The 23,470-nt window shown below is 70.2% G+C and carries 18 protein-coding genes and 1 pseudogene; 11 read left to right on the forward strand and 8 right to left on the reverse strand.

Annotation, left to right across the window (positions count from 1 at the left end; translation table 11 throughout):
- The first annotated feature begins 89 nt into the window (after positions 1-89).
- The 6 genes from ACSQ2B_RS21915 (at position 90) to ahpF (ending at position 6,972) form a co-directional block, all read left to right on the forward strand.
- Positions 90-554 (forward strand): SspB family protein, encoded by a 465-nt coding sequence (locus ACSQ2B_RS21915; protein ID WP_436053748.1) that lies wholly within the window; start codon positions 90-92, stop codon positions 552-554.
- Positions 555-568: 14 nt separating this feature from the next.
- A complete protein-coding gene (locus ACSQ2B_RS21920) occupies positions 569-1,369 on the forward strand; it encodes a C13 family peptidase (RefSeq protein WP_436053264.1) in 801 nt (266 codons plus the stop codon).
- 59 nt (positions 1,370-1,428) lie between these two features.
- Positions 1,429-3,714, forward strand: coding sequence for a serine hydrolase domain-containing protein (locus tag ACSQ2B_RS21925; protein ID WP_436053266.1), 2,286 nt, complete (start codon positions 1,429-1,431; stop codon positions 3,712-3,714).
- 474 nt (positions 3,715-4,188) lie between these two features.
- Positions 4,189-4,572 carry a hypothetical protein gene (locus tag ACSQ2B_RS21930; RefSeq protein ID WP_436053268.1) on the forward strand — a complete coding sequence of 128 codons (384 nt, stop codon included), beginning with the start codon at positions 4,189-4,191 and terminating at the stop codon, positions 4,570-4,572.
- Positions 4,573-4,737: 165 nt separating this feature from the next.
- Entirely contained in the window at positions 4,738-5,301 is a 564-nt protein-coding gene (gene ahpC / locus ACSQ2B_RS21935; protein ID WP_436053270.1) for an alkyl hydroperoxide reductase subunit C, read from the forward strand.
- Positions 5,302-5,388: 87 nt separating this feature from the next.
- Positions 5,389-6,972, forward strand: coding sequence for an alkyl hydroperoxide reductase subunit F (ahpF, locus tag ACSQ2B_RS21940; RefSeq protein ID WP_436053272.1), 1,584 nt, complete (start codon positions 5,389-5,391; stop codon positions 6,970-6,972).
- A gap of 115 nt (positions 6,973-7,087) precedes the next feature.
- On the opposite strand, the gene ybaK is transcribed toward ahpF, so the two are convergent.
- The 3 genes from ybaK to miaA form a co-directional block, all read right to left on the reverse strand.
- Entirely contained in the window at positions 7,088-7,558 is a 471-nt protein-coding gene (gene ybaK, locus ACSQ2B_RS21945; protein WP_436053273.1) for a Cys-tRNA(Pro) deacylase, read from the reverse strand.
- Between the two features lie 167 nt (positions 7,559-7,725).
- Positions 7,726-9,516 (reverse strand): acetolactate synthase 3 large subunit, encoded by a 1,791-nt coding sequence (locus tag ACSQ2B_RS21950; RefSeq protein ID WP_436053275.1) that lies wholly within the window; start codon positions 9,514-9,516, stop codon positions 7,726-7,728.
- A 210-nt stretch (positions 9,517-9,726) separates the two neighbouring features.
- Positions 9,727-10,656, reverse strand: coding sequence for a tRNA (adenosine(37)-N6)-dimethylallyltransferase MiaA (miaA, locus tag ACSQ2B_RS21955; RefSeq protein ID WP_436053277.1), 930 nt, complete (start codon positions 10,654-10,656; stop codon positions 9,727-9,729).
- Here miaA and serB point away from each other — a divergent pair.
- Positions 10,655-11,545: a phosphoserine phosphatase SerB gene (gene serB / locus ACSQ2B_RS21960; RefSeq protein WP_436053279.1), complete on the forward strand. Its 891-nt coding sequence runs from the start codon at positions 10,655-10,657 to the stop codon at positions 11,543-11,545. The genes miaA and serB overlap by 2 nt on opposite strands.
- A gap of 25 nt (positions 11,546-11,570) precedes the next feature.
- Here serB and ACSQ2B_RS21965 read toward each other — a convergent pair.
- Positions 11,571-11,662, reverse strand: a pseudogene (locus ACSQ2B_RS21965) (hypothetical protein); the annotation flags it as partial.
- A 17-nt stretch (positions 11,663-11,679) separates the two neighbouring features.
- On the opposite strand from ACSQ2B_RS21965, the gene ACSQ2B_RS21970 reads away from it, so the two are divergent.
- The gene (locus ACSQ2B_RS21970) at positions 11,680-12,345 is read left to right on the forward strand and encodes an HAD family hydrolase (RefSeq protein WP_436053281.1); all 666 of its coding nucleotides are present in this window, start codon (positions 11,680-11,682) and stop codon (positions 12,343-12,345) included.
- Between the two features lie 124 nt (positions 12,346-12,469).
- Here ACSQ2B_RS21970 and hflC read toward each other — a convergent pair whose 3' ends face one another.
- On the reverse strand, positions 12,470-13,366 hold the full coding sequence (hflC, locus tag ACSQ2B_RS21975; RefSeq protein ID WP_436053282.1) for a protease modulator HflC: 897 nt from the start codon (positions 13,364-13,366) through the stop codon (positions 12,470-12,472).
- A complete protein-coding gene (gene hflK, locus ACSQ2B_RS21980) occupies positions 13,363-14,526 on the reverse strand; it encodes an FtsH protease activity modulator HflK (RefSeq protein ID WP_436053283.1) in 1,164 nt (387 codons plus the stop codon). Before hflK ends, hflC begins: the two co-directional genes overlap by 4 nt.
- Before the next feature lie 132 nt (positions 14,527-14,658).
- Here hflK and ACSQ2B_RS21985 point away from each other — a divergent pair, with 132 nt between their 5' ends.
- Positions 14,659-15,759: a P-loop NTPase gene (locus tag ACSQ2B_RS21985; protein ID WP_436053285.1), complete on the forward strand. Its 1,101-nt coding sequence runs from the start codon at positions 14,659-14,661 to the stop codon at positions 15,757-15,759.
- Here the strand turns inward: ACSQ2B_RS21985 and ACSQ2B_RS21990 are convergent, their stop codons facing one another.
- Both ACSQ2B_RS21990 and ACSQ2B_RS21995 read right to left on the reverse strand, forming a co-directional pair.
- Positions 15,760-16,740, reverse strand: a complete 981-nt coding sequence (locus ACSQ2B_RS21990; RefSeq protein ID WP_436053286.1) for a FecR family protein — start codon at positions 16,738-16,740, stop codon at positions 15,760-15,762.
- Positions 16,655-17,347, reverse strand: a complete 693-nt coding sequence (locus tag ACSQ2B_RS21995) for an RNA polymerase sigma factor (protein ID WP_436053288.1) — start codon at positions 17,345-17,347, stop codon at positions 16,655-16,657. The genes ACSQ2B_RS21990 and ACSQ2B_RS21995 overlap by 86 nt, the downstream gene beginning before the upstream one ends.
- 268 nt (positions 17,348-17,615) lie before the next feature.
- On the opposite strand from ACSQ2B_RS21995, the gene ACSQ2B_RS22000 reads away from it, so the two are divergent.
- Positions 17,616-20,309 (forward strand): TonB-dependent receptor domain-containing protein, encoded by a 2,694-nt coding sequence (locus ACSQ2B_RS22000; RefSeq protein ID WP_436053290.1) that lies wholly within the window; start codon positions 17,616-17,618, stop codon positions 20,307-20,309.
- Positions 20,310-20,312: 3 nt separating this feature from the next.
- Positions 20,313-23,450 (forward strand): amidohydrolase family protein, encoded by a 3,138-nt coding sequence (locus ACSQ2B_RS22005; RefSeq protein WP_436053291.1) that lies wholly within the window; start codon positions 20,313-20,315, stop codon positions 23,448-23,450.
- The last annotated feature ends 20 nt before the right edge of the window (positions 23,451-23,470 follow it).

Here is a 23,470-nt window from a genome sequence, read left to right on the forward strand (position 1 = left end):
CTTTCCGCCGCGCAGCCCGCGCGCTACCTTCAACCAGACGCGTTTCGTCGGAGACACCATTGGCCCAGGACCCGCCGGCCCAGGACTTGATGCATTACGAGGCGATGGCTCAGGACGCCCTTCGCGGGGTGGTCAAGGCTGCGCTGAAGCGCGCCGCCGCGCCCGGAGGCCTGCCCGGCGCCCACCACTTCTACATCACCTTCAAGACCGATGCGGCCGGCGTCTCCGGGCCGACCGACCTGCTGGGCAAGTACCCGGACGAGATGACCATCGTCCTGCAGCATCAGTACTGGGACCTTGCGCCCGGAGAGACCTTCTTCTCCGTCACCCTGCAGTTCGGCGGCCAGCCCAAGCGGCTGAGCATTCCCTACGCCGCGGTGACTCGCTTCTACGACCCCAGCGTCCAGTTCCTGCTGCAGTTCGAAGCGCCGCCGGCCGCCATCGCCGACGCCCGCCCCCAGCCCGCCCCTCCGGCCGAGGTTGAGGACCCGTCCGCGGAGCCTGTGGCCGGCGAGACCAAGATCGTCTCGCTCGACCAGTTCCGAAAGAAGTGAGGGCGGACCGCTAGATGCGAGAGCTGGCCAGACTGGCGCTCGCACTCTGGCTCGCCCTGGCGCTTCCGGCCGCCGCAGCCCCGCCGCCTGCCTCTCCGTCCAGCTCCGCCTCGCCCTTCGCCAACTGGGCCGCCGTCGTGGTGGCCGGCGACTGGCATGGGCACGAGGGCGGCCCCTCCGAAGCCTTCGACAACGCCCGGCGCGACGTCAGCGCCGCCTTCCGCGCCGCCGGTTTCCGGGCGCAGAACCTGCGTGAGTTTTCGGTGCGCCCCGCCCGCTACCGGCCACGGCCCGCCAAGAGCGACATCGACGGGATCTATGACGCTTTGAGCGCGCTGACGGCGCGGGCGCCCGAGGGCTGCCTCGTCTACTTCAGCTCCCACGGCGCTCCCAACGGCGTGGTGGTGGGCGACGATCTGCTGGCGCCCAGCGTGCTGGGGGCGATGCTGGATCAGGCCTGCGGCCGCCGGCCCACCGTCGTCATCGTCTCCGCCTGCTTCTCCGGCGTCTTCGTGCCCGAGCTCGCCGCCCCCAATCGCATGGTGCTGACCGCCGCGCGCGCCGACCGCAGCTCGTTCGGCTGCGGCGAGGCCGACCGCTACCCCTATTTCGACGACTGTTTCCTGCGGTCGTTCCCGGCGGCGCACGACCTGCGCCAGCTCGCCGGCGCCGTCCAGGCCTGCGTGGCCCGGCGCGAAATCGAGACCGGCATGGCCCCTCCCTCCGAGCCGCAGCTATCGATCGGAGCAGCCATCAAGCCCCTCCTTCCGCTCTACGCCCTGCCTGCCGGCGCCATGCAGCCCGCGCAATTTTGAAGGACTCACTTTGCGCCCTACAACCGACGAACATTCCATGGTCAAGCCGGTGGCGCCTGATGCGGTCTTTGGTTCCTGCCCTGGTCGCTTTGGTCGCCCTGCTGGCGGCGCCCCACGGCGCGCCCGCCCACGCGCAGGAGATCTACCCCTACACCAAGCAGAATACGGCCCCTGCCGCGCCTGAAGCGCCGGCGTCCTCCAGCCCCGCGCCGGACCTCCCGAAGCGGCCGATCCCCTACACCAAGCTGGTCCCGAAGCCCCGCCCCAAGCCACGACCGGCGACGAAGCCGGCGTCCGCGCCCACCAAGCCAGCGGCCGCGACCTCGCCGACGACGCCCAGCCCGCCGGCCGCAGTCGTCGCAGCGCCGCCGCCGGCCGCGCCCGCCCTCCCGCCCGCAGCCAGCGTCCCGCCTGTGGTTCCCCCCGCCGCTCCGCCCGCGCCCGGCGCGCGGCTGCAACCCGGCCAGCCGATCCCGCCGGGCGAGCTGGAGACCTTCGTCGATGGCCTGGTGAAGCAGGCCATGGCGCGCCAGCACGTCGCCGGCGTCACCGTGTCGGTGGTGCAGAACGGCCAGATCCTGCTGAAGAAGGGCTATGGCTTCGCGCGCCTGTCGCCGGACAGCCCGGTGGACCCGGACCGCACCCTCTTCCGGCTCGGCTCGATCTCGCAGACCTTCACCTGGATCGGGGTGATGAGGGAGGTCGAGGCCGGTCGCATGCGTCTCGACCAGCCGCTCAACCTCTACCTGCCCGAGCGCATCCAGGTTCGCGACCAGGGCTTCGACCGGCCGATCCGGGTGGTCGACCTGATGGACCATGCGGCCGGGTTCGAGGATCGCGCCTTCGGCCACCTGTACGAGCAGGATCGGGACTATGTGCGCCCGCTCGAGCTCTACCTTCGGCGCGAGCGGCCTCGGCGCGTGCGCCCGCCAGGCCAGCTCTCCAGCTATTCGCACTACGGCGCGGGACTTGCCGGCGAGGCGACGTCCTGGGTCAGCGGCCGGCCCTTCGAGCGGCTGATGGAGGAGGACATCTTCCTGCCGCTGGGGATGAACCACACCACCTTCCGCGAGCGGCGCCCGCAGAAGGCCGCTCTGCCCGCGCCGATGCCGGACGCCCTGGCCGCCGACGTCGCCGACGGCTTCCATTGGACCCATGACGGGTTCGAGCGGCGGCCCTACGAGTACATCGGCCAGATCGCGCCCGCGGCCTCGGCCTCGTCCACCGCCGGCGACATGGCGCGCTACATGCTGGCGCTGCTGGGCGGCGGGCAGTTCGGCGGGGTCTCGATCTACGGCCCGCGCACCGCCCAGGCCTTCCGCACGCCGATCCTCGCCACGCCGGCCGGCGTCAACGGCTGGGCGCACGGCTTCGTCGTCGAACCGCTGCCCGGCGGCCGCAACGGCTATGGCCACCCCGGCGCCACCCTCGCCTTCGTGTCCAACATGGTGACCGCTCCGGACCTGGGCCTCGGCGTCTTCATCGCCGCCAACACCGAGACCGGCCTGCCGCTGGTGCAGGACCTGCCCCAGGCGGTGGTGCGCGAGTTCTACGCCGCGCCTTCGCCCTACCCGCGAACCGGCTCATCCGAGCTGGCCGCCGAGGCGGCGCGTTTCGCCGGCCATTACCTCTCCACGCGCCGCACCTACACCGGCCTGGAGGGGTTCGTCGGACGGCTGCTCGGCGACACCGAGGTGCGGGTCTCGCCGGACGGGCGGCTCGTCACCAAGGGCGAGGAGGGCCTGAAGGTCTGGGTCCCGGAGGGGCCGGCAGCCGAGGGACGGTTCGTGGCCTTGCAGGGCGAGGAGCGGCTGGCCTTCAAGATGGCCGACGGGCGCGCCACGGCCTTTGTCACCACCACCGGAATGGAGAGCTTCGACCGCATCGCCGTCTGGCGCTGGCGCGAGGCGCTGATCCTGCTGGCCGGGCTGACCGGCCTGGCGGCGATCTTCAGCCTGGCCGGCGCGATGCTACGCGACCGCCGAGAGTTGCGCGAAAGCCAGGTGCAGGGTCGCGCCGCCATGTTCCAGAACATTCAGGCGGGTCTCTGGCTGATCGCCATGGCGAGCTTCGGTGTCTGGGGCGCCAAGGCCCTCGCCGATCCGGCCCGGCTGGTGTTCGACTGGCCCGGCGGCTTGCTGGTGACAGCCTCGGCCTGCAGCCTGGTGGCCGCGGCGCTGACGATGACCACCATCTTCGCCCTGCCGGCGGTCTGGCGCGGCGGCCGGCGGGTGGATTCCTGGCCGATCCTGCGGCGGGCCGGCTTCACCCTGACGGTGGTGATCTACGCCGCCTTCTCGATCGTGCTCGCCCGCTCCGGCGCGCTGCTGCCTTGGAGCGGCTGAGGGGCTTGCGGCTTGGGCGGGTTACGGCCGCGTGAGAAGGAACGGCCCTAAAGGTATCCCGGAAGCGGACCTACCGAAGCGCCGCGATGGGTGGATCCGAGACTCTCACCGCCCCGACGGCCACAGGCTATCCGCGAAAGAGCTCCAATCTCGCCATGGACCTTAAGGGCTTCCAGCATTCTGCGAATGCAGGACGAACTTGCGATACCCCCCTCGAAGCCTGGGGATCGCATATGCCGCAAACGCCCCCTCCGTCTCGCTGCGCGAGCCACCTCCCCCGCGTTGCGGTGGAGGATCTGGGCCGAAGATGCTCCACCGTGAAACGGGGGAGCTGTCGCGAAGCGACTGAGGGGGCGTTCGGTCTCGATGCAGGCTCCCGCGCCGCGTCATGTATCGAAGACGTATCGGAACCCGCCTCGCACCGCCTAAATTAAGCCAGGGCGGACAGGTTAGTGGTCGCATCGGAGCCTGCCCATGATGCGATATCTGAGCGCCATCGCCCTAGCCCTGCTGATCGCGGCGCCCGCCGCCGCCAGCGAGCCGCTCGCCACCGCCGGACGGATCGCGGCCGCGCCGTTTGGCTTCGGTCCCGACGACGTCAGTCTTGTCCCGCCGCTAGGATCCTATCGCGCCCTGCCGCCGGCCCTGGACGACGGGTCGCCGAACCTGCCGCCGGGGGCCTCCGGCTGCAGCGAGGTCGCCGATCGCAAGCCCCACGGCGAAGTCTGGGCCGGCGTCGGCACCCACGGCTACCGGAACGTCGGGACCGCGATGACCGCACCGGTCGGCAAGTGCGGCTCCCTGTCGATCATGGTCGACCGGACGGAAGGCGGCGGCCTCTACGGCTGGCGGCGCTGAGACAGCTCAAGGCGCTGCAGGCTGTTCGCAAGCTGACGATCTGCGGCTTGCGAAACGCCGCATCATAGATTTAATCAATCGAAACAAATTGCACGATCGATTGGACCTTCGCTTCGGGAGGGGCTATCTCATGCCCCGTCAACCAACCATAGCGAGGGCGCTCCAATGTCGCTGATCGATACCGCCGTGAAACCCTTCACCGCCGACGCGTTCAAGGACGGCAAGTTCATCACCATCTCCGACGCCGACCTGAAGGGGAAGTGGTCGGTCGTGTTCTTCTATCCCGCCAACTTCACCTTCGTCTGTCCGACGGAGCTCGAGGATCTGGCCGACAACTACGCCGAGTTCCAGAAGCTGGGCGTGGAGATTTACAGCGTCTCCACCGACACCCACTTCGCCCACAAGGCGTGGCACGACACCTCGGACGCCGTCCGCAAGATCAAGTACGTCATGGTCGGCGACCCGACCGCCAAGATCAGCCGCAACTTCGACGTCCTGATCGAGCACGCCGGCCTGGCCGACCGCGGCACCTTCGTGATCGATCCGGAGGGCAAGATCCAGATCGTCGAAATCAACGCCGGCGGCGTCGGCCGCGACGCTTCGGAACTCCTGCGCAAGGTCAAGGCGGCCCAGTACGTCGCCAGCCACCCTGGCGAAGTCTGCCCGGCGAAGTGGGAAGAAGGTGAGAAGACCCTCACTCCGTCCCTCGACCTCGTCGGCAAGATCTAACTCAAGAAGGCCGCCGCCCTTCCGCGGGGCGGCGGCCCCTCCCCAGGGCCTCAGGAAGAGGCCGACACCTTCTCTCGGAGCGGTGCAATGTTGGACAATGGTCTGAAGGCCCAGTTGAAGGGCTATCTGCAAAACCTGGCGATGCCCGTGGAGCTCGTGGCCTCCGTCGATGACGGCCCGAAGTCCCGGGAGCTGCTCGAGCTGCTGAACGACATCGCCGGGCAGAACGACAAGGTGACGGTGGTGACGAACGGCGAGGACGCGCGGCGTCCGTCGTTCGAGATCCGCCGCACCGGCACGGACATCTCGGTGGCCTTCGCCGGCCTGCCGATGGGCCACGAGTTCACCTCGCTGGTGCTGGCCCTGCTGCAGGTCGGCGGCCATCCCCCCAAGGTCGACGCCATCGTCATCGAACAGATCCGCGCCCTGGAGGGCGAGTTCGAGTTCGAGACCTACTTCTCGCAATCCTGCCAGCTCTGCCCCGACGTGGTGCAGGCGCTGAACCTGATGAGCGTGATCAATCCGCGCATCCGCCACACGGCCATCGACGGCGCCCTGTTCCAAGAGGAAGTGGCGGCGCGCAACGTGATGGCGGTGCCCGCCGTGCACCTGAACGGCGAAGCCTTCGCCCAGGGCGGCATGAGCCTGGAGCAGCTGCTGGCCAAGATCGACACGGGCGCTGCGGCCCGCTCGGCCGAGGCCATGCGCGCCAAGGAGGTCTTCGACGTCCTGGTGGTCGGCGGCGGTCCGGCCGGCGCGGCGGCGGCGATCTATGCGGCGCGCAAGGGGATCAACACCGGCGTGGCCTCGGAGCGGTTCGGCGGCCAGGTGCTCGACACCATGGCGATCGAGAACTTCATCTCCGTGCCGGAGACCGAAGGCCCGAAGCTGGCGACGGCGCTGGAGACCCACGTCCGCAACTACGACGTCGACATCATGAACCTGCAGCGGGCGGTGGGGCTGAAGGCGCCCAGCGCTCCCGGCGGGCTGGTCGAGGTCGAGTTCGAGAGCGGCGCGACCCTGCGGGCCAAGTCGGTGGTGGTGTCGACCGGCGCGCGCTGGCGCTCGATGAACGTCCCCGGCGAGGTCGAGTACCGCAACAAGGGCGTGGCCTACTGCCCCCACTGCGACGGCCCGCTGTTCAAGGGCAAGCGCGTGGCGGTGATCGGCGGCGGCAACAGCGGCGTCGAGGCGGCGATCGACCTCGCCGGCATCGTCAAGCACGTCACCCTGATCGAGTTCGACCCCAAGCTGCGCGCCGACGCGGTCCTGCAGCGCAAGCTGGCCAGCCTGCCGAACGTGACGGTCATCACCTCCGGCCTGACCACGCAGGTGCTGGGCGACGGCCAGCGCGTCACCGGCCTGGTCTACAAGGACCGGGTCAGCGACGAGAGCAGGACGGTCGAGCTGGAAGGCATCTTCGTCCAGATCGGCCTGGTTCCGAACACCGACTGGCTGAAGGGCGCCATCGAGCTCAGCCCGCGTGGCGAGATCGAAGTGGACGTGCGCGGCGCGACCTCGGCGCCGGGCGTGTTCGCCGCGGGCGACGCGACCACCACGCCCTACAAGCAGATCGTCATCGCCATGGGCGAAGGCTCCAAGGCGGCGCTCTCGGCCTTCGACTACCTGATCCGTCTCGCCCCTGCGGAAGAGGCGGCCCAGGCAGCCTGATCGCAAGTCCGGGTTACGGACACGCCGTCCGCGCTCGCCGCGGGCGGCGTTTCTGTTTGCGGCGGGTGTCATCCCGGTTTCGCGGAGCGAAGACCGGGATGACATTTGAAGAGGGTCAGACCGCCACCGCGGCGACCGTCGCGCCCAGCACCCGGACCAGGTCCGTGGGCGCCAGCCGCGCCTGCAGGCCGCGCTGGCCGCCGTTGACATAGGCCTGGGGCAGGGCGGCGGCCTCTGCGTCGAGCACCGTAGGCAACCGCTTCTTCTGGCCGAAGGGGCTGACGCCGCCGACGCGGTAGCCGGTGATCCGCTCGGCCTCGGGGACCGGCGCCATCTCGGCGGCCTTTCCGCCGAGGGCGGCGGCCAGTTTCTTCATCGCCACTTCGCGATCCGAAGCCAGCACCACGCAGGCGGGCTTGCCGTCCACCTTGACAATCAGGGTCTTCAACACCTCCGACGGCGGCGCGCCGAGCGCTTCGGCGGCCTGCAGCCCGACCCGGTCGGCCGTGGGATCGTAGGCGTAGGTCTCCAGACTGTAGGCGACGCCGGCCTTGTCGAGCGCCTGGGTGGCGGGGGTCTTGGACATGATGACGCCTGTCAGCCCCTCAGCGGCCGCACACGCCGAACGCCCCCTCAGTCGCTTCGCGACAGCTCCCCCGCGTTGCGGTGGAGCATCTACGGCCCAGATCCTCCACCGCGCAGCGGGGGAGGTTGCTCGCGTAGCGAGACGGAGGGGGCGTTGCGGCGCGTGAACTACACCAGCCCCTTGCCGGCCTCGTCGATGATCGAGCCGAGGTCGCGGGTCTCCTCGGCCATGATCATCTCGTTGTGCGCCTTGCCGGAGGGGATCATCGGGAAGCAGTTCTCTTCCTTGGTGACCCGGCAGTCGAAGATCACCGGACGGTTCACCGAGATCATCTCGCGGATCTTGTCGTCGAGCTCGTCCGGGTGCTCGGCGCGCAGGCCGACGCAGCCGAAGGCGTCGGCCATCTTCACGAAGTCCGGCAGGCTCGCCGAATAGGAGTGCGAATAGCGCTCGCCGTGCAGCAGCTGCTGCCACTGGCGGACCATCCCCATCCACTCGTTGTTGAGGATGAAGATCTTGATCGGCAGGTCGTGCTGCACCGCCGTCGACATTTCCTGCATGGTCATCTGCACGGAGGCGTCGCCGGCGATATCGACGACCAGGGCGTCCGGATGGGCGATCTGCACGCCCACCGCCGCGGGCAGGCCGTAGCCCATGGTGCCCAGGCCGCCGGAGGTCATCCAGTGGTTCGGCTTGTCGAAGTGGAAGAACTGGGCCGCCCACATCTGGTGCTGGCCGACCTCGGTGGTGACGAAGACCTCGCGGTGCTTGGTCAGCTCGTAGAGCCGCTCGATGGCATGCTGCGGCTTGATCAGCTTGTCGTCCGGCAGATAGCGGAACGACTTGCGCGCGCGCCAGGCGTCGATCTCGCGCCACCAGTCGGTCAGCGCGCCCGGGTCGACCTTATAGTTGCGCTGCTTCCAGACCGCGATCAGGTCCTCCAGCACCGAGGCGGCGTCGCCGACGATGCCGATGTCGGCGCGGACGTTCTTGCTGATCGACGAGGCGTCGATGTCGATGTGGATCTTGCGCGAGGTGGGCGCGAACGCGTCCAGCCGGCCGGTCACCCGGTCGTCGAACCGGCTGCCGACTGCAATCATCACATCACAATCGTGCATGGCGTTGTTGGACTCGAACGAGCCGTGCATGCCGACCATGCCCAGCCACTGCCTGTCCGAGGCCGGGAAGGCGCCCAGGCCCATCAGGGTCGAGGTCACCGGCGCGCCGGTCAGGGCGGCGAACTCGCGCAGCAGCTCGGCCGCGCGGGGGCCGGCGTTGATCACGCCGCCGCCGGTGTAGAGGATCGGCCGGCGGGCGCCGGCGATCATCGCCGCAGCCTCGGCGATCCGGCCCGGGTCGCCCTTGGTGCGCGGCGAATAGTTGTGCGCCGGCTTCACCTCGTTCGGGCCCTGGTAGCGGCCCTTGGCGAACTGCACGTCCTTCGGAATGTCGATGACCACCGGGCCCGGACGGCCGGAGGTGGCGATGTGGAAGGCCTCGTGGATGATCCGCGGCAGCTCCTCGACCGACTTCACCAGGTAGTTGTGCTTGGTGCAGGGCCGGGTGATGCCGATGGTGTCGCATTCCTGGAAGGCGTCGGTGCCGATCAGGTGGGTGGCGACCTGGCCGGTGATGACGATCAGCGGGATGGAGTCCATCAGGGCGTCGACGATGCCGGTGACCGCGTTGGTCGCCCCTGGGCCCGAGGTGACCAGGACCACGCCCGGCTTGCCGGTCGAGCGGGCGTAGCCTTCCGCGGCGTGGGTCGCGCCCTGCTCGTGGCGGACCAGGACGTGGCGCAGCTTCGGCTGGTTGAACAGGGCGTCGTAGATCGGCAGGACCGCGCCGCCCGGATAGCCGAACAGCACGTCGACGCCTTGATCGAGCAGGGCGCGCACGACCATCTCGGCGCCGGAAATCGTCTCTTGCTGGACTTCGAGGGTTTGGGCGGCGGTCATGTGGGGCGACCTTTTTGGGAAACGGGCCGGGTTACGGAAAAGGGGGACGGCCAATTGGGCAATAAAAAAGGCCCTTCAAGGGGCCTGGGACGAGCGACCGAAAGGGCCTGACGCGGAGGTCAGTCCTTAGAGCGGTCGCCTTACGATTACGAGGAGGGTGCGCACGAGCATTCTCTTCAGAATAGGAACGGAGCATTTGGCATGCCCGTCTCAGTCCGTCAAGGCGGGGTGGAGCGCAAGAAACTGCCCCCACTGTCCCTCGGCCTCGGCGGCCGTGATGCGCGGCCAGTCGGCCATCTGGCCGCGCATCCAGGTGAGCTGGCGTTTGGCGTAACGGCGGGTCTCGCGCTGGGCGGCGTCGAGCGCCTCGGCCAAGGTGACTTCGCCGCGCAGATAGGCCGCCAGCTCGCGCACACCGACCGCCTTCATCGCCGGCAGGGCGGGATCGAGGCGCCGCGCCATCAGCCCCGCGACCTCGTCGAGCGCGCCCTCGCGCACCATCGCTTCGAGCCGCGCATCGCAGCGGGCATAGAGCACCTCCCGCGGCGGATCGAGCGCGACCGCGCGCCAGGCGCCGGCGGGCAGGGCGGGCTCGCCGGTCTTCTGCCAGTCGGTCAGCGAGGTCCCGGTGGCGGCGAACACCTCCCAGGCCCGCACCAGCCGCTGGCGGTCGCCCGGCGCGATGCGGGCGATGGCGGCGGGATCAGCCTGCGCCAACTGGGTGCGGAATCCCGCCTCGCCCAGGTCCTCGAAGGCGGCTTGGGCTTCGCGCCTCGCCTGCGGCGGGATCGGCGGGAGCTCCGCCAGGCCCTGGGTCAGGGCGCTGAAGTAGAGCCCGGTGCCGCCGACGACGATGGCCGGCGCGCCGCGGGCCTCGATTTCGGCCAGGGTCGCGGTCGCCGCGCGCAGCCAGCGGCCGACCGACCAGCCGTCCGCGGCGTCGACGGTTCCGAACAGGTGATGCGGGGCCTGGGCCAGCTCGTCAGCGCTCGGCCCCGCGGTGATCACGCGCAGGCCGCTGTAGAGCTGCAGGGCGTCGGCGTTGACGATCTCCGCGCCGGTCGCGGCGGCCAGCCGCAGCGCCAGGGCCGACTTGCCGCTTGCCGTGGGGCCGGCGATCAGCCAGATGCGGCGTTGCATGGAACTGGTGCTCACTCTCGTCAGCCCCGACCCGGGGGCCCTTCCCGCGGCCGAGGCGGCCGTCGATCAAGCGCTCGCAAGAGCGAGCGTACCCGTCAAGGCGCACGAGCCGCTCGGCGCGGGCGCGGTCGACCTCTATCTAGAGGGCCACATTGGCGCGGTGCGCAAGCTGGCGCTGGACGCGCTGGCCCATCACGCGACCGACGCGGCGGTGCAGCCGGTGGCCAATCGCCGCAAGGCCCTGCTGCTGGCGGACATGGATTCGACCATCATCAACGTCGAATGCCTGGACGAGCTGGCGGACTACGCGGGCGTAAAGGCCCAGGTCGCCGAGATCACCGAGCGCGCCATGCGCGGCGAGCTCGAGTTCGAAGGCGCTCTTCGCGAGCGGGTCGGCATGCTCAAGGGCCTGTCGCTCTCGGCGCTGCAAGCCGCCTACGACGAGCGGGTGCGGCTCAATCCCGGCGCCGGCACCCTGATCCGCACCATGGCTGCGAACGGCGCGCGCTGCGTGCTGGTCTCCGGCGGCTTCACCTTCTTCACCAGCCGGGTGGCCGAGATCGCCGGCTTTCACGCCAACCGCGCCAACACCCTGATCGAGGCCGACGGCGCGCTCACCGGTCAGGTCGGCGAGCCGATCCTCGGCCGTGAGGCCAAGCTAACGGCGCTGAAGGAGGAGGCCGAGATCCTGGGCCTGGACCTGTCGCGGACGCTGGCCATCGGCGACGGCGCCAACGACCTGGCGATGATCCAGGCCGCGGGCCTGGGGGTCGCCTATCGCGCCAAGCCGATCGTCGCGGCCCAGGCCGACGCCAAGGTCGACCACGCCGATCTCACCGCCCTGCTGTATTTCCAGGGCTACCGCGCCGACCAGTTCGTGGTGGACTGAAGCACCCCCAATCCGTCATCCCGGACAAGGCGCGCAGCGCCGCAGATCCGGGACCCAGGGCCGCCGCACTGCAGAACCCCCTGGGTCCCGGCTCTCCGCTTCGCTACGGCCGGGATGACGAAAGGTATTGCCGAATGCTTCTCCCTCGCACCGTCAAGGCCGTCGTCTTCGACATGGACGGCCTGCTGGTCGACACCGAACAGGTGGTGTTCGAGGCGATGGTCGCGGCCGCGAGCGGCTCCGGCCGTGAGATGCCCTTCGCCCTCTTCCAGCGGCTGGTCGGCCTGCCGGGCCATGTCAGCGACCTGATCGTCGTCGAACACTTCGGGGCGGACTTCGACCTCGCCGTCTGGCGGGACGGGGTCTCCCGCCATTTCACCGAGATCGCCGCGGCCGGGATCGCGCTGAAGACCGGCGTGGTCGAGCTGCTGGACGTGCTGGACGCCCGCGCCCTGCCGCGCGCCGTCGCCACCTCCTCGACGCGCCACGCCGTCGACCACAGCCTGGGCCAGCACGGCCTGGTCGAGCGTTTCGGCGCCATCATCAGCCGCGAGCTGCAGACCCACCACAAGCCGCACCCCGATCCCTTCCTGAAGGCCGCCGCGGCCCTGGGCGTCGCGCCCGAGGACTGCCTGGCGCTGGAGGACTCGCACAACGGCGTCCGCGCCGCCGCCGCCGCCGGCATGATGACCATCATGGTCCCGGACCTGCTGGATCCGACCGAGGAGATGCACGGGCTGGCGGTGCATATCGCCCAGGACCTGCACGAGGTGCGGGCGATGCTGGAGGCGCAGCGGTAGCGGCGGCCCCCTCCACCGCTTCGCGGTCCCCCTCCCCCAATGGGGGAGGAGAAGAACTGCAACCTCGAGTCTCCTCCCCCTCTGGGGGAGGGGGACTCCGAAGGGGTGGCGGGGGCTCGCCGCCCTACTTCCGCCCGCTCGCCCCGCGTTCGAAGTAGCGGAAGAAGGCGCTGTCGGGGGACAGGATCAGGGTGGAGTCGCCCTGGCCGAGCGCCGTGTCATAGGCCTGCATCGAGCGGTAGAAGCTGGCGAAGGCGGGATCGCGGCCGTAGCTCTGGGCGAAGATCCGCGTGCGCTGGGCGTCGCCCTGGCCGCGGGTGGTCTCGGCCTCCTCGGTAGCGGTGGCCAGGGTGATCGCCACCTCCTTGTCGGCGCCGGCGATGATCTCGCGCTTCTGCTGTTCGCCGACGGCGCGGATCTGGGCGGCTTCCTGCTGGCGGGCGGTCTGCATGCGGCGGTAGACGGCCGCCTGGTTGGCCGCCGGCAGGTCTGCGCGCTTGATCCTGAGGTCGATCACCTCGATGCCGAACCGGCCAAGCGCGGCGCGGCGCGCCACGTCGGCCTTGGTCTGGGCCATCAGCTCGGCGCGCTGGCCGGAGATGATGTTGCTGGAGGTCGTCGTGCCCAGCACCTGGCGCAACGCCGAATTGACCAGCGGCTCCAGCCGGGCCGCCGCGGTGCGGTCGTCGCGCAGGGTGCGGTAGAACTGCAGCGGATCGGAGATCCGGTAGCGCAGGAAGGCGTCGACCACGAGCCGCTCCTGGTCGGCGGCGATGACCTCTTCCTGGTCGGCCTCCATGCCCAGGTTGCGGCGGTCGAACCTCACGACGTTCTCGAGAAAGGGCGTCTTGACGTTGAGCCCCGGACCGCCCTTGCCCAGCGCATGGATCACCCGCACGGGTTCGCCGAAGCGCAGGACGACGGCCGACTCCCGCTGGTCGACGATGAAGAAGGTGTTGGCGAGCACGACCAGGATGGCGAACCCGATCACGCCCCAGGTGGTGAGCTGGCTGCGGGTCATTGGGCGGCGCCCTTCTGGCTGGCGGGGGGCGTCTCGGCGGCCGGCGCCGGCGCCGGCGCCGCGGCGGCGACGGGCTGGGCTCGTCGCTGGAAGACGTCGGGCGGCAGGATGACCGGGGCGGTGGCGCCCTTGCTGTCGACGATCACCTTGTTCGACCTGGCCAGCACCCGCTCCATGGTCTCGAGATAGAGCCGATCCTTGGTCACGCCGGGGGCCCGGCGGTACTCGCCATAGATCTGGTTGAAGCGGGAGGCGTCGCCGAGCGCCTCGCGCACCGACTGTTCGCGATAGCCCTGGGCCGACTGGATCAGGCGGGCGGCGTCGCCCTTGGCCTCGTTGATCACCCGGTTGCGGTAGGTGTTGGCCTCGTTGACGGCGCTCTCGGCGTCCTGGCCGGCGTTGGCCACTTCGCGGAAGGCGGCGACCACCTCCTGCGGCGGGTTGGCCGAGCGGATCTGCACCTCGACGACGATGACGCCGACGCCCCAGGCGTTGAGGGTCTTCTGCATCAGTTCGGCGGCCTGGATCTGCACCTGGCCGCGGCCCTTGGTGAGGATCTCCTGCAGCGGCATCTTGCCGACCACCTCGCGCATGGCGCTTTCGGCCACGGCCTTCACGGCGTCGTCGGGGTTGCGGGTGGCGAAGACGTATTGCGAGGCGTCGGCGACGCGCCAGGTGACGCTGAAGTCGAGATTGATGATGTTCTCGTCGCCGGTCAGCATCAGGCTTTCCTGCGGCACGTCGGCGTCCGTCGTGCCGCCGATGTCGACGCGGTTCAGCGAGGTCACCGGCACCTTCTCGACAGCCTCGATCGGCGCGGGCAGGTGGTAGCGCAGGCCGGGGGGCTCGGAGCGCGAATAGGCGCCGAAGGTGGTGACCACGGCCTCCTCGTTCGGCTGCACGACATAGAGACCCGACAGCGCCCAGAGGCCGACCAGGCCGCCCAGGACGGCCAGGACCGCGGCCGGACGCACGCCGCCCGGGCCGCCGAAGAGGGCGCTCAGCTGCGCCTTCAGACGCTCCAGGTTCGGGTTCAGGTCCGGCCGACGCGGGCCGTCGCCGCCACCGCCGCCTTGCGGTCGGCGCGCAGGGTCTCGACGATCATTTTCCGGCGGCGGAGCGCCCCAGGGGCCGGGATTGGCGTTATCGTTCCAGGGCATTAGCCGCGTCGCGTCTTGGTCAAACTGGCATCCAGGGCGCGGCCGGGTCTCGCAAACCCCCGCTGGGCTTGTAAACCGGCGCTGTCCGCCGGATATGAGACCCCTTCTCGGTCAACGCAAGCCATAGGCGCCATGAGCGACGGACCCGCCCTCGACCGCGCAGCCATCCTTTCGGCCCTCGACGGGGTGCGCGACCCCAAAAGCGGCCAGGGCCTGGCGGCGGCGGGACTGGTGCGCGGCCTGATTCTGCGCGCCGACCGGGCCGCCTTCATGCTGGAAGTTCCGCAGGCGGACATTGAGCTCTACGGGCCGGTCCGCGACGCCGCCGAACAGGTCCTGGCGCGCGCCACGGGCCTGCCCAAGGCCCAGGTCGTGCTGACGGCCGAGACCGCCGCGCCGCAGGTCCAGGCCCGGCGCGCCAAGGTGGCGGAGGATCCTCAGGCCCGCCTCGGCCACATGCCCGACGCCGAGCGGCCGGCCCATGTGAAGAAGGTCGTCGCGGTCGCCAGCGGCAAGGGCGGGGTGGGCAAGTCCACCGTCGCGGTCAGCCTGGCCGTGGCCTTCGCCCGGCTCGGCCTGCGCGCCGGCCTGCTCGACGCCGACATCTACGGGCCGTCGGCGCCGCACATGCTGGGGGTGGAGGGCGAGCCGACCTTCGACGCCGAGAAACGCCTCAACCCGCTGGAGGCCTGGGGCGTCAAGGTGATGTCCATCGGCTTCATCGTCGAGCCGGGCGACGCCGCCATCTGGCGCGGACCCATGGCCTCGTCCGCGGTGCGGACGCTGCTGGGATCCAACTGGGGCAGCGAGGCCGAGCCGCTCGACGTCCTGGTGGTCGACCTGCCGCCCGGCACCGGCGACATCCAGCTGACGATCGTCCAGCGGCTGAAGCTGGACGGGGTGGTGATCGTCTCCACGCCCCAGGAGATCGCCCTGATCGACGCCCGGCGCGCCGTCACCATGTTCCGCAAGATGGGGACCGAGATCCTCGGCGTGGTCGAGAACATGGCCTATTTCGCCGACCCGACCACCGGCGCGAAGATCCCGATCTTCGGGGCGGGCGGCGCGGCCGCCGAGGCCGAGCGCCTGGGCGTTCCCCTGCTGGGTCAGGTCCCCCTCGAAACGCCGCTGCGCGAGGCTTGCGACGCCGGCCGGCCGCTGGTGGCGACCGATCCGGACAGCCCGGCGGCCAGGGTCTTCCTGGAGATCGCGCGGAACTTGTCCAACACCTAGCTAGAGCGTCCGCCTGCGCTCAAGCCGGATCGTGTCGCCGTCGCGAACGACCTCGGCCCCCAGGGCGATGGCGGCGGCGGCGGCGAAGCTGTCCGGTTCATTGGTCCGGAACAGGCCGACGAAGCGGGCCTGCGCAAGCTCCGGGTCCTCGATGACGATCCGCCGGGCGTTGTAGCGGTTGAACTCTTCCGCGGCCTCGGCAAGGCTGTCGCCGTCCAGGGCGATCTGCCCGGAGCGCCAAGCGAGCCGACGCTCGATCTCCTGCGGCGCCGCGGTCGGCGCAGCATGAGGACCCACGGATTTGACGCCGGAGCCGGCGGCGATCCGGACGGGGGCGCCGTCTGCGCCCGTCCACCAGGATTCAACGACGCCTTCGGTCACGAGGACGTCCACCGCGTCGCCGCGGCGGCGGACGGAGAAGGCCGTGCCCACCGCTCGCACCTTGACCGGCCCCGCCTCGACGACGAACGGCCGCCTGGGATCCTTGGCGACCTCGAACCAGACCTCGCCGCGCAGCAGCCTGACCTGGCGCAGGTCCGAACTCATGGCGACGTCGATCTTGCTGGCCGTGTTGATGGCGGCCACCGAACCATCGTCGAAGGGAACGCGCCGGATCTCGCCGCGCGCGGTCCCGTAGCGCTTGCCGGACCCGACGAGGACGCCCGCGGCCACGGCCGCGGCGGCCGCGGCCGCACCGCCTGCGCCGGCCAGCACCCTGCGGCGGGAGAGGCCGTCGAGGGGGTGCCGCCTGGATATCGTGGAGGGAAGGGGGGAGGGCAGGGCCCGGCCCCTGTCCAGGAGGCTCAGCGCCGCCTGGGCGCGCAGCAGCGCGCCGCACCGACGCGCGTCGCCGTCCAGCCACGCCTGTAAGGCCGGATCGGGCGCCGCCTCCGGATCACGACCCTCGAGCCGGACCGCCCAGAGTGCGGCCTCGTCGTCGATTTCGCGGGCGGTCGGCCGCATGGTCATTCGGGTCCGCATGCGCCGGCCGCTCCGCAACTGGGGACTCCGCCAGCGCCTGCAGGATCAGCCGCAGGCCGCGCGCGGATTGCGCCTCGACGACGTTCTCGCTGACTCCCAGCCGCGCGGCGATCTCGCGCTGCGAGAGCCCACGGATGCGGCGCAGTATGAATATGTCTCGGCACCGCTTCGGCAGGTCCTCGATCAGGCGTTGAACGCGTTGCAGCTCTCGTCGCGCGGTGACGACGCGTTCGGGAGACGGCTCATTATCTACGACGTTCAGCGCTTCCAATTCCGTTGCGCAATCGATTCGAACGATGCGGGCGCGCCGAAGCCGCTCGATGGCGATATGACGCGCCGTCTGGAAGAAATAGGCCCGCCCATTCTGGATGTGGACGACGCTCTGCAGCGCGGCGAGCCGGCAATAGGCGTCTTGGACGATATCGTCGACCTCGTCGCTCGACGAGCCGTTGCGGCGGAGCCACGCGCGCACATCCCCCTCGTGCGGCAGAACATGGCCGCCCACCCACGCCACGATCTCCTGCCTGCTCTGCACCATGATCACGCCCCCGCGGTCATTGAGCTCGCGATCGCCAAGGTTGGCCTGTCGCCGAACGCCGAGGCACATGTTCGTTCGCGACGGCGATACGATTTGGCTCGAGCGCAGGCGGACGCTCCAGAAGCGAGCCGATTCCCACGGGCTCCTGTCGCAAAATCAAGCAGAAGCACGGTCCAGCGGAAATCTCCGTCGGCCGACGAAGGAAGCCCGTTTCCCGCGCATCGCTTGTCTGTGAGGCGCGGGCGTCGCCTGCTCCATTGGCGAAAGGGCAAGCACTGTGAAGTTTGGGGGCAAGTCATCTCGGGCGGGGCTGTTCTGCACCGCAGCCGGGCTTTGTGTGACGTTGGCCGGCGGATCGGCCTGGGCGGAGGCTCTGAGCTTCAAGGTGCCGGCTCAGCCGGCGACGACCGGGGTGACCGAGTTCGCCAGACAGGCCGGCGTGCAGATGCTGGTCGCGCGCGACGCCGCCCTCAGCCGCAGAACGGCGGCGGTGGTGGGCCAGTTCTCGCTGGCGGAAGGCTTGAACCAACTGCTGGCCGGGTCCGGGCTGGTGGTGGCGGCCAACGACGGCCACACGATCACCCTGGCGCAGCCGCGCGCGGAGCTGCTGCGGGCGCGCTGGGCCTCGGGCGCCGCCGACTTCGCCGCCCCCGCGGCGACAGACGCTCCTGCGCCGTCCGAACAGGTCGAGGAGGTGATCGTCACCGGCACGCGCCAGGCGCGCACCGTGACCACCAGCCTCGCGCCGATCGACGTCCTCTCGGCCGCGGCCCTGCAGAAGACCGGCAAGCTCTCCACCCGCGACCTGATCGCCACCCTGGTGCCGTCGGCCAACGTCTCGAGCTCCGGCGCGGGCGCGAGCTTCGCCTTCAAGACCATCTCGCTGCGCGGCCTCTCCGGCGACCATGTCCTGGTGCTGGTGAACGGCAAGCGCCGGCACAACACCGCGGTGCTGTTCGTCAACGGCACCACCCAAAACGGCCAGTCGCCGCCGGACCTGGACCTGATCCCGGCGTCGGCGATCGACCACGTCGAGGTGCTGCGCGACGGCGCCTCGGCCCAGTACGGCTCCGACGCGCTCGCCGGCGTCATCAACATCATCCTGAAGGACCAGGCCGGGGGCGGCTCGGCGCTCTTGATGGGCGGCCAGACCGCCGCCGGCGACGGGGAGACCGGCCAGGCGGCGCTGAACGGCGGGTTCAAGCTCGGCGAGGACGGCTACCTCAACCTCACCTTCGACGCGCGCTCGACCAAGCACACCGATCGCGGGAAGGTCACGCCGAACCTCACCCAGCTCTATTTCCCGCTGGCGGGGGGCGTCCCGGACCCGCGGGAGGCCACGGCCGACCGGCACACCAGCCACCCGGGCCAGCCGGAGGTGCAGCTCTATTCCTTCGACTACAACGCCGGCTACCGGGTCACGCCGGACGTGCTGCTCTATTCGTTCGGGACGGTCAGCAGCCGCAACTCGCTGGCCTACCTCACCTTCCGCAACCCGAACTCGCTCAACAACAATGTCGCCGTCTATCCGGACGGCTTTACACCCCGTCTGAAACTGGCGGACCGCGACTATCAGTTCGCCTTCGGAGCTAAGGGCTCTGATCTCGCCGGCTTCAACTGGGACCTCTCCACCACCGTCAGCCGCAACAACGTCTCCTATTTCGAGGACTCGCTGAACGCCTCGCTCGGGCCGGCGAGCCCGTCCCGCTTCTTCCTCGGCAAGCTGCGCTTCAAGGAGTGGACCACCAACCTCGACCTGACGCACGACCTCGACCTGGGCCTCGCCAAGCCGCTGCTGGTCGCCTTCGGCGCCGAGTATCGCAATGACGAGTTCATGATCCTGGCCGGCCAGCCGGAGAGCTACATCAATGGCGGATACCGCGCGCCCTCGGGGCCGCTGGCGGGCCAGGTGACCACCGCGGGCTCGCAGGGCGTCACCGGCTTCCCGACCTTCGCCGCCGGCTCCTTCTCGCGCAACAACAAGAGCGCCTACATCGACTTCGAGCAGACCCTGAGCGATCAGCTCGACGTCTCGGTCGCCGGCCGCTGGGAGGATTATTCCGACTTCGGCAAGGCCACCACCGCCAAGGCCTCGGCCCGCTTCGAGCCCGTCCGCGGCTATGCGATTCGAGGCACCATTTCCTCGGGCTTCCGCGCGCCCTCCCTGCAGCAGGAGCACTACGCCTCCTCCAGCACCATCGGCGTGCGTTTCCCGGCGGGCACCATTCTCTTCCCGGTGCAGTTGCTGCCGCCGGACAATCCCGCCGCCCAGGCGCTGGGCGCCAAGCCGCTCCGTCCGGAAAAGTCGACCAGCTATTCGGTGGGCTTCGTCGCCCAGCCCATGCGGGGCCTGAACCTGACGCTCGACCTCTACCAGATCGACATCAAGAACCGCATCATGCAGAGCGCGACGCTCGGCCCCAATACGGCGGTCAGCAATGCGTTGGCGAGCGTGGGCCTCGATCCCAACCAGGCGGTCTTCTACTACGCCAACGCCGCCGACACGCGCACGCGCGGCGTCGACGTCGTGGCCGAGTATGTCACCGACTTCGGCGACTGGGGCTCGGTCGCCTGGTCGCTCTCGGCCAACCTCACCGACAACAAGTTCACGCGCATCGCACAGCCGCCGCCGGCCCTGGCGGCCGCAGGCCTGGTGCTGATCGACCGCGTCCGCATGGGCGACTTCACCGTGGGACAGCCCCGGGACAAGGAGATCGCCTCCGCGCTCTACACGCGCGGCCCCTTCCAGGCGAACCTGCGCGTCACCAGCTACGGCAAGGTCATCCAGCGGACCGCGCTGGCCGCCAACGACGACACCATCTCGCGCCACCAGATCGTCGACCTCGATCTGGCCTACAAGATCCGGCCGAGCCTCAGGGCCTCGATCGGGGCGAACAACCTGTTCGACGTCTATCCGGACGTGATCAAGGTCGCCAACCGCGGGAACCCGCCCTTCTCCTACTACAACCAGTACTCGCCCTGGGGCTTCAGCGGCGGCTTCTACTACGCCAAGCTCGAGTGGACCTTCTGACCCATGGGGCGTTCGCGTAAGGGCGGCGTCGACCGTCGCCGCCTCTTCACCCTGACCGGCGCCGGCGTCGCCGCCTCGGCGCTTCCCCGCACGGAGGCGCTGGCCCAAGGGGCAGGGGGCCAGCCGCTCGTCACCATCACCGAGGGAACCAATATCTCGGCCAGGATCTCGCCGGACGGGCGCACCGTGGCCTTCGACCTCTATGGCGTCATCTGGACGGTTCCCGTGAACGGCGGCGCGGCGAAGCGGCTGACGGACGACTACGCCGACGCCGCCCAGCCCGACTGGACTCCAGACGGCCGGCGACTGGTCTTCCAGTCCTATCGAGACGGGACCTTCCAGGTCTGGAGCGTGGGCGTCGACGGGGCGGGGTTGACGCAACACACCCGCGGCCCCTTCGACTGCCGCGAGCCCAGGGTGTCGCCGGACGGGCGCAAGGTCGCCTTTTCGTCCGACCGCGGCGGCGACTACGCCATCTATCTGCTCGACCTACAAACCGGCCGCATCGACCTTGCGGCCAGGGCCGCCGGCCAGGCCTGCGAGCCGGCGTGGTCGCCGGACGGCCAGCGGCTCGCCTACGCCGTGGATCGCGAGCGGATCGAGATCGCGGACCTCTCGGGCGGTCGCACACCCGGGCCGAAGATCACCGCCTCGGCGGACCGCTTCAATCCATCTGAGCTGCACAGTCCGGCCTTCACGCCCGACGGCCGCGACATCGTCTACTGGGTGTTGGAGAACGGCCAGGCCTCGTTGCGCGGCGGCGCGGGCCCGCTGGTTGCGGGCGAGGACGTCTTTCCTTTCCGCGCCGCGTGGCTGAAGAACGGCGACCTGCTCTACACCGCCGACGGCCGGATCCGGCGGCGCTCGGCCGCCGGAGTGCGGGAGATCCCGTTCACCGTCGTCGTTCCGGTGCAACGTGCGACCTATCGCAAGACGCCGCGGGATTTCGCGAGCCCCGGTCCGCGGCCGGTGGTGGGCGTGGGCGCCCCGGCGCTCTCGCCCGACGGTCGCAGCGTCGTCTTCCGCGCCTTGAACGGGCTCTGGCTCTCCGAACTCGGCGGGGCGCCCAGGGTGCTGGTGCGCGACGGCTACTGGGTCTGCGACCCGGCCTGGTCGCCGGACGGCCGGACGCTCGCCTACTCGACCGACCGCGCCGGCAAGCTGGACATCTGGCTGCGCGACATGGCTACGGGAACCCAGCGTCAGCTGACCCGTCACAAGGACGCCGCCCTCTCCGCCGCCTGGTCGAAGGACGGCCGGCAGATCGCCTTCCTCGACCAGAACGGCGCGCTGCACGCGGCGGACGCAGCGTCCGGCGCGGTGCGTCAGGTGTTCGGGGCCATCTGGGAGCCGGGCAAGCCGAGCTGGAGCCTGGACGGCAAGACCATCGCCATGGCCGCCTTCAAGCCCTACTCGTCGCGCTTTCGCGAGGGATTGAGCGAGATCCTCGCCGTCGACGTGGCGAGCGGCCAGGCGACCTACCAGCCGATCTTCCCGCAGAAGTCCCTGGGCGTCCGCGGCGACGACGGGCCGGTCTGGTCGCCGGACGGCAAGCGCCTGGCCGTGGTCTTCGCCAGCCGGCTCTGGACCATTCCCGTGGACGCCGGCGGCCGCTTCACCGGCGAGCCCGTAGCCCTGAACGACGAGGTGACCGACGCGCCGAGCTGGAGCGGCGACTCCTCGAAGCTGCTCTACCTCAGCAAGGGCGAGTTCCGGCTGATCGATGCGGCCGGCGGGGCGCCGCAGCGGTTTCCGGTCAATCTCACCTGGGCCGCGCCGCGCGCGCCCGCACGGCTGGTGATCCGCGCCGGCAAGCTGTGGGACGGCCGCGCCCCAAGCCTCAGGCCCGCCACCGACATCCTCGTCGAGGGCGACCGGATCGCCGGCCTGGCCCCGGCGGGCGGGGCCTTGCCCAGCGACGCCAAGGTGATCGACGCCAGCGACGCCACCGTGATGCCGGGCCTGGTGGAGATGCACGCCCACCGGCAGATGCAGGGCTACGGCTATGGCGACCGCGACGGGCGGCTGTGGCTGTCGCTGGGCGTCACCACCACCCGCTCGCCCGGGTCGCCCGCCTACCACATGGTCGAGGATCGGGAAGCCATCGACTCCGGCGCGCGCGTCGGGCCGCGCTACTTCGCCACCGGCGAGGCGATCGACGGCTCGCGGATCTTCTATAACTTCATGCGGCCCGTGACAGAGCCGGGGCAGATGGACCTCGAGCTCGCCCGGGCCGAAGCGCTGTCCTACGACCTCATCAAGACCTATGTCCGGCTGCCGTTGCAGGACCAGAAGCTGGTCACCGCCTGGGCCCACGCCCGCGGGGTGCCCGTCACCTCGCACTACCACTATCCGGCGCTGGCCTTCGGCCTCGACGGGATGGAGCATATCGGCGCGACCAGCCGCACCGGCTATTCGCGTACGGTGACCGCAACGGGCGCGAGCTACCAGGACGTGGCGGCGCTGTTCGTCGCCTCGGGGGCGCGGCGCACGCCCACCCTGTTTCAATCCTCGGCGCTCTACGGCCAGGACCGTTCCCTGGTGGACGATCCGAGGGTCAAGGCCCTCTATCCGCCCTGGGAATACGCCAAGCTCACACAGCGCGCCGAGGCCGCCGCCGGGACCGACATGACGCCGGCGCTGCGCTACCTGGAGCGCAATGTCGCCCACCTGAAGTCCATCTTGCACGGCGGCGGCCGGGTGGTGACCGGCACGGACTCGCCGATCGACTTCAACGGGATCAGCCTGCACATGAACCTGCGCGGCATGGTGCGCTACGGGCTGACGCCCTACGAGGCGCTCACCACCGCCACCCGCTTCCCGGGGGAGTACCTGCAGCAGCCGATCGGCGTCGTGGCGCCCGGCATGCTGGCGGACCTGGTGGTGGTCGAGGGCGACCCGCTGCAGCGGATCGAGGATGCGGCGGCCGTGCGCCTGACGATCAAGGGCGGCCTAGCCTACGACATCCCCACGCTCACCGCGCCGTTCGCGAAGGTCCCGGAGCAGGCCGTCCGGCCGGTGCGGCGCGTCTTCGCCGCCGCCCCGACGCATTGGTGGCATGGCGAAGACTACGTCGAGGAGAGCCGCGCGGCCTGCTGCGTCGACGGTTGCCGCCGGTCGTGGCCGCGGTTCGAGGCCTGAGCGCCCCGGCTGGCCCCGTT

This window comes from Phenylobacterium sp. LjRoot225, from assembly GCF_964252855.1.
In the GTDB taxonomy this organism is placed as follows: domain Bacteria; phylum Pseudomonadota; class Alphaproteobacteria; order Caulobacterales; family Caulobacteraceae; genus Phenylobacterium.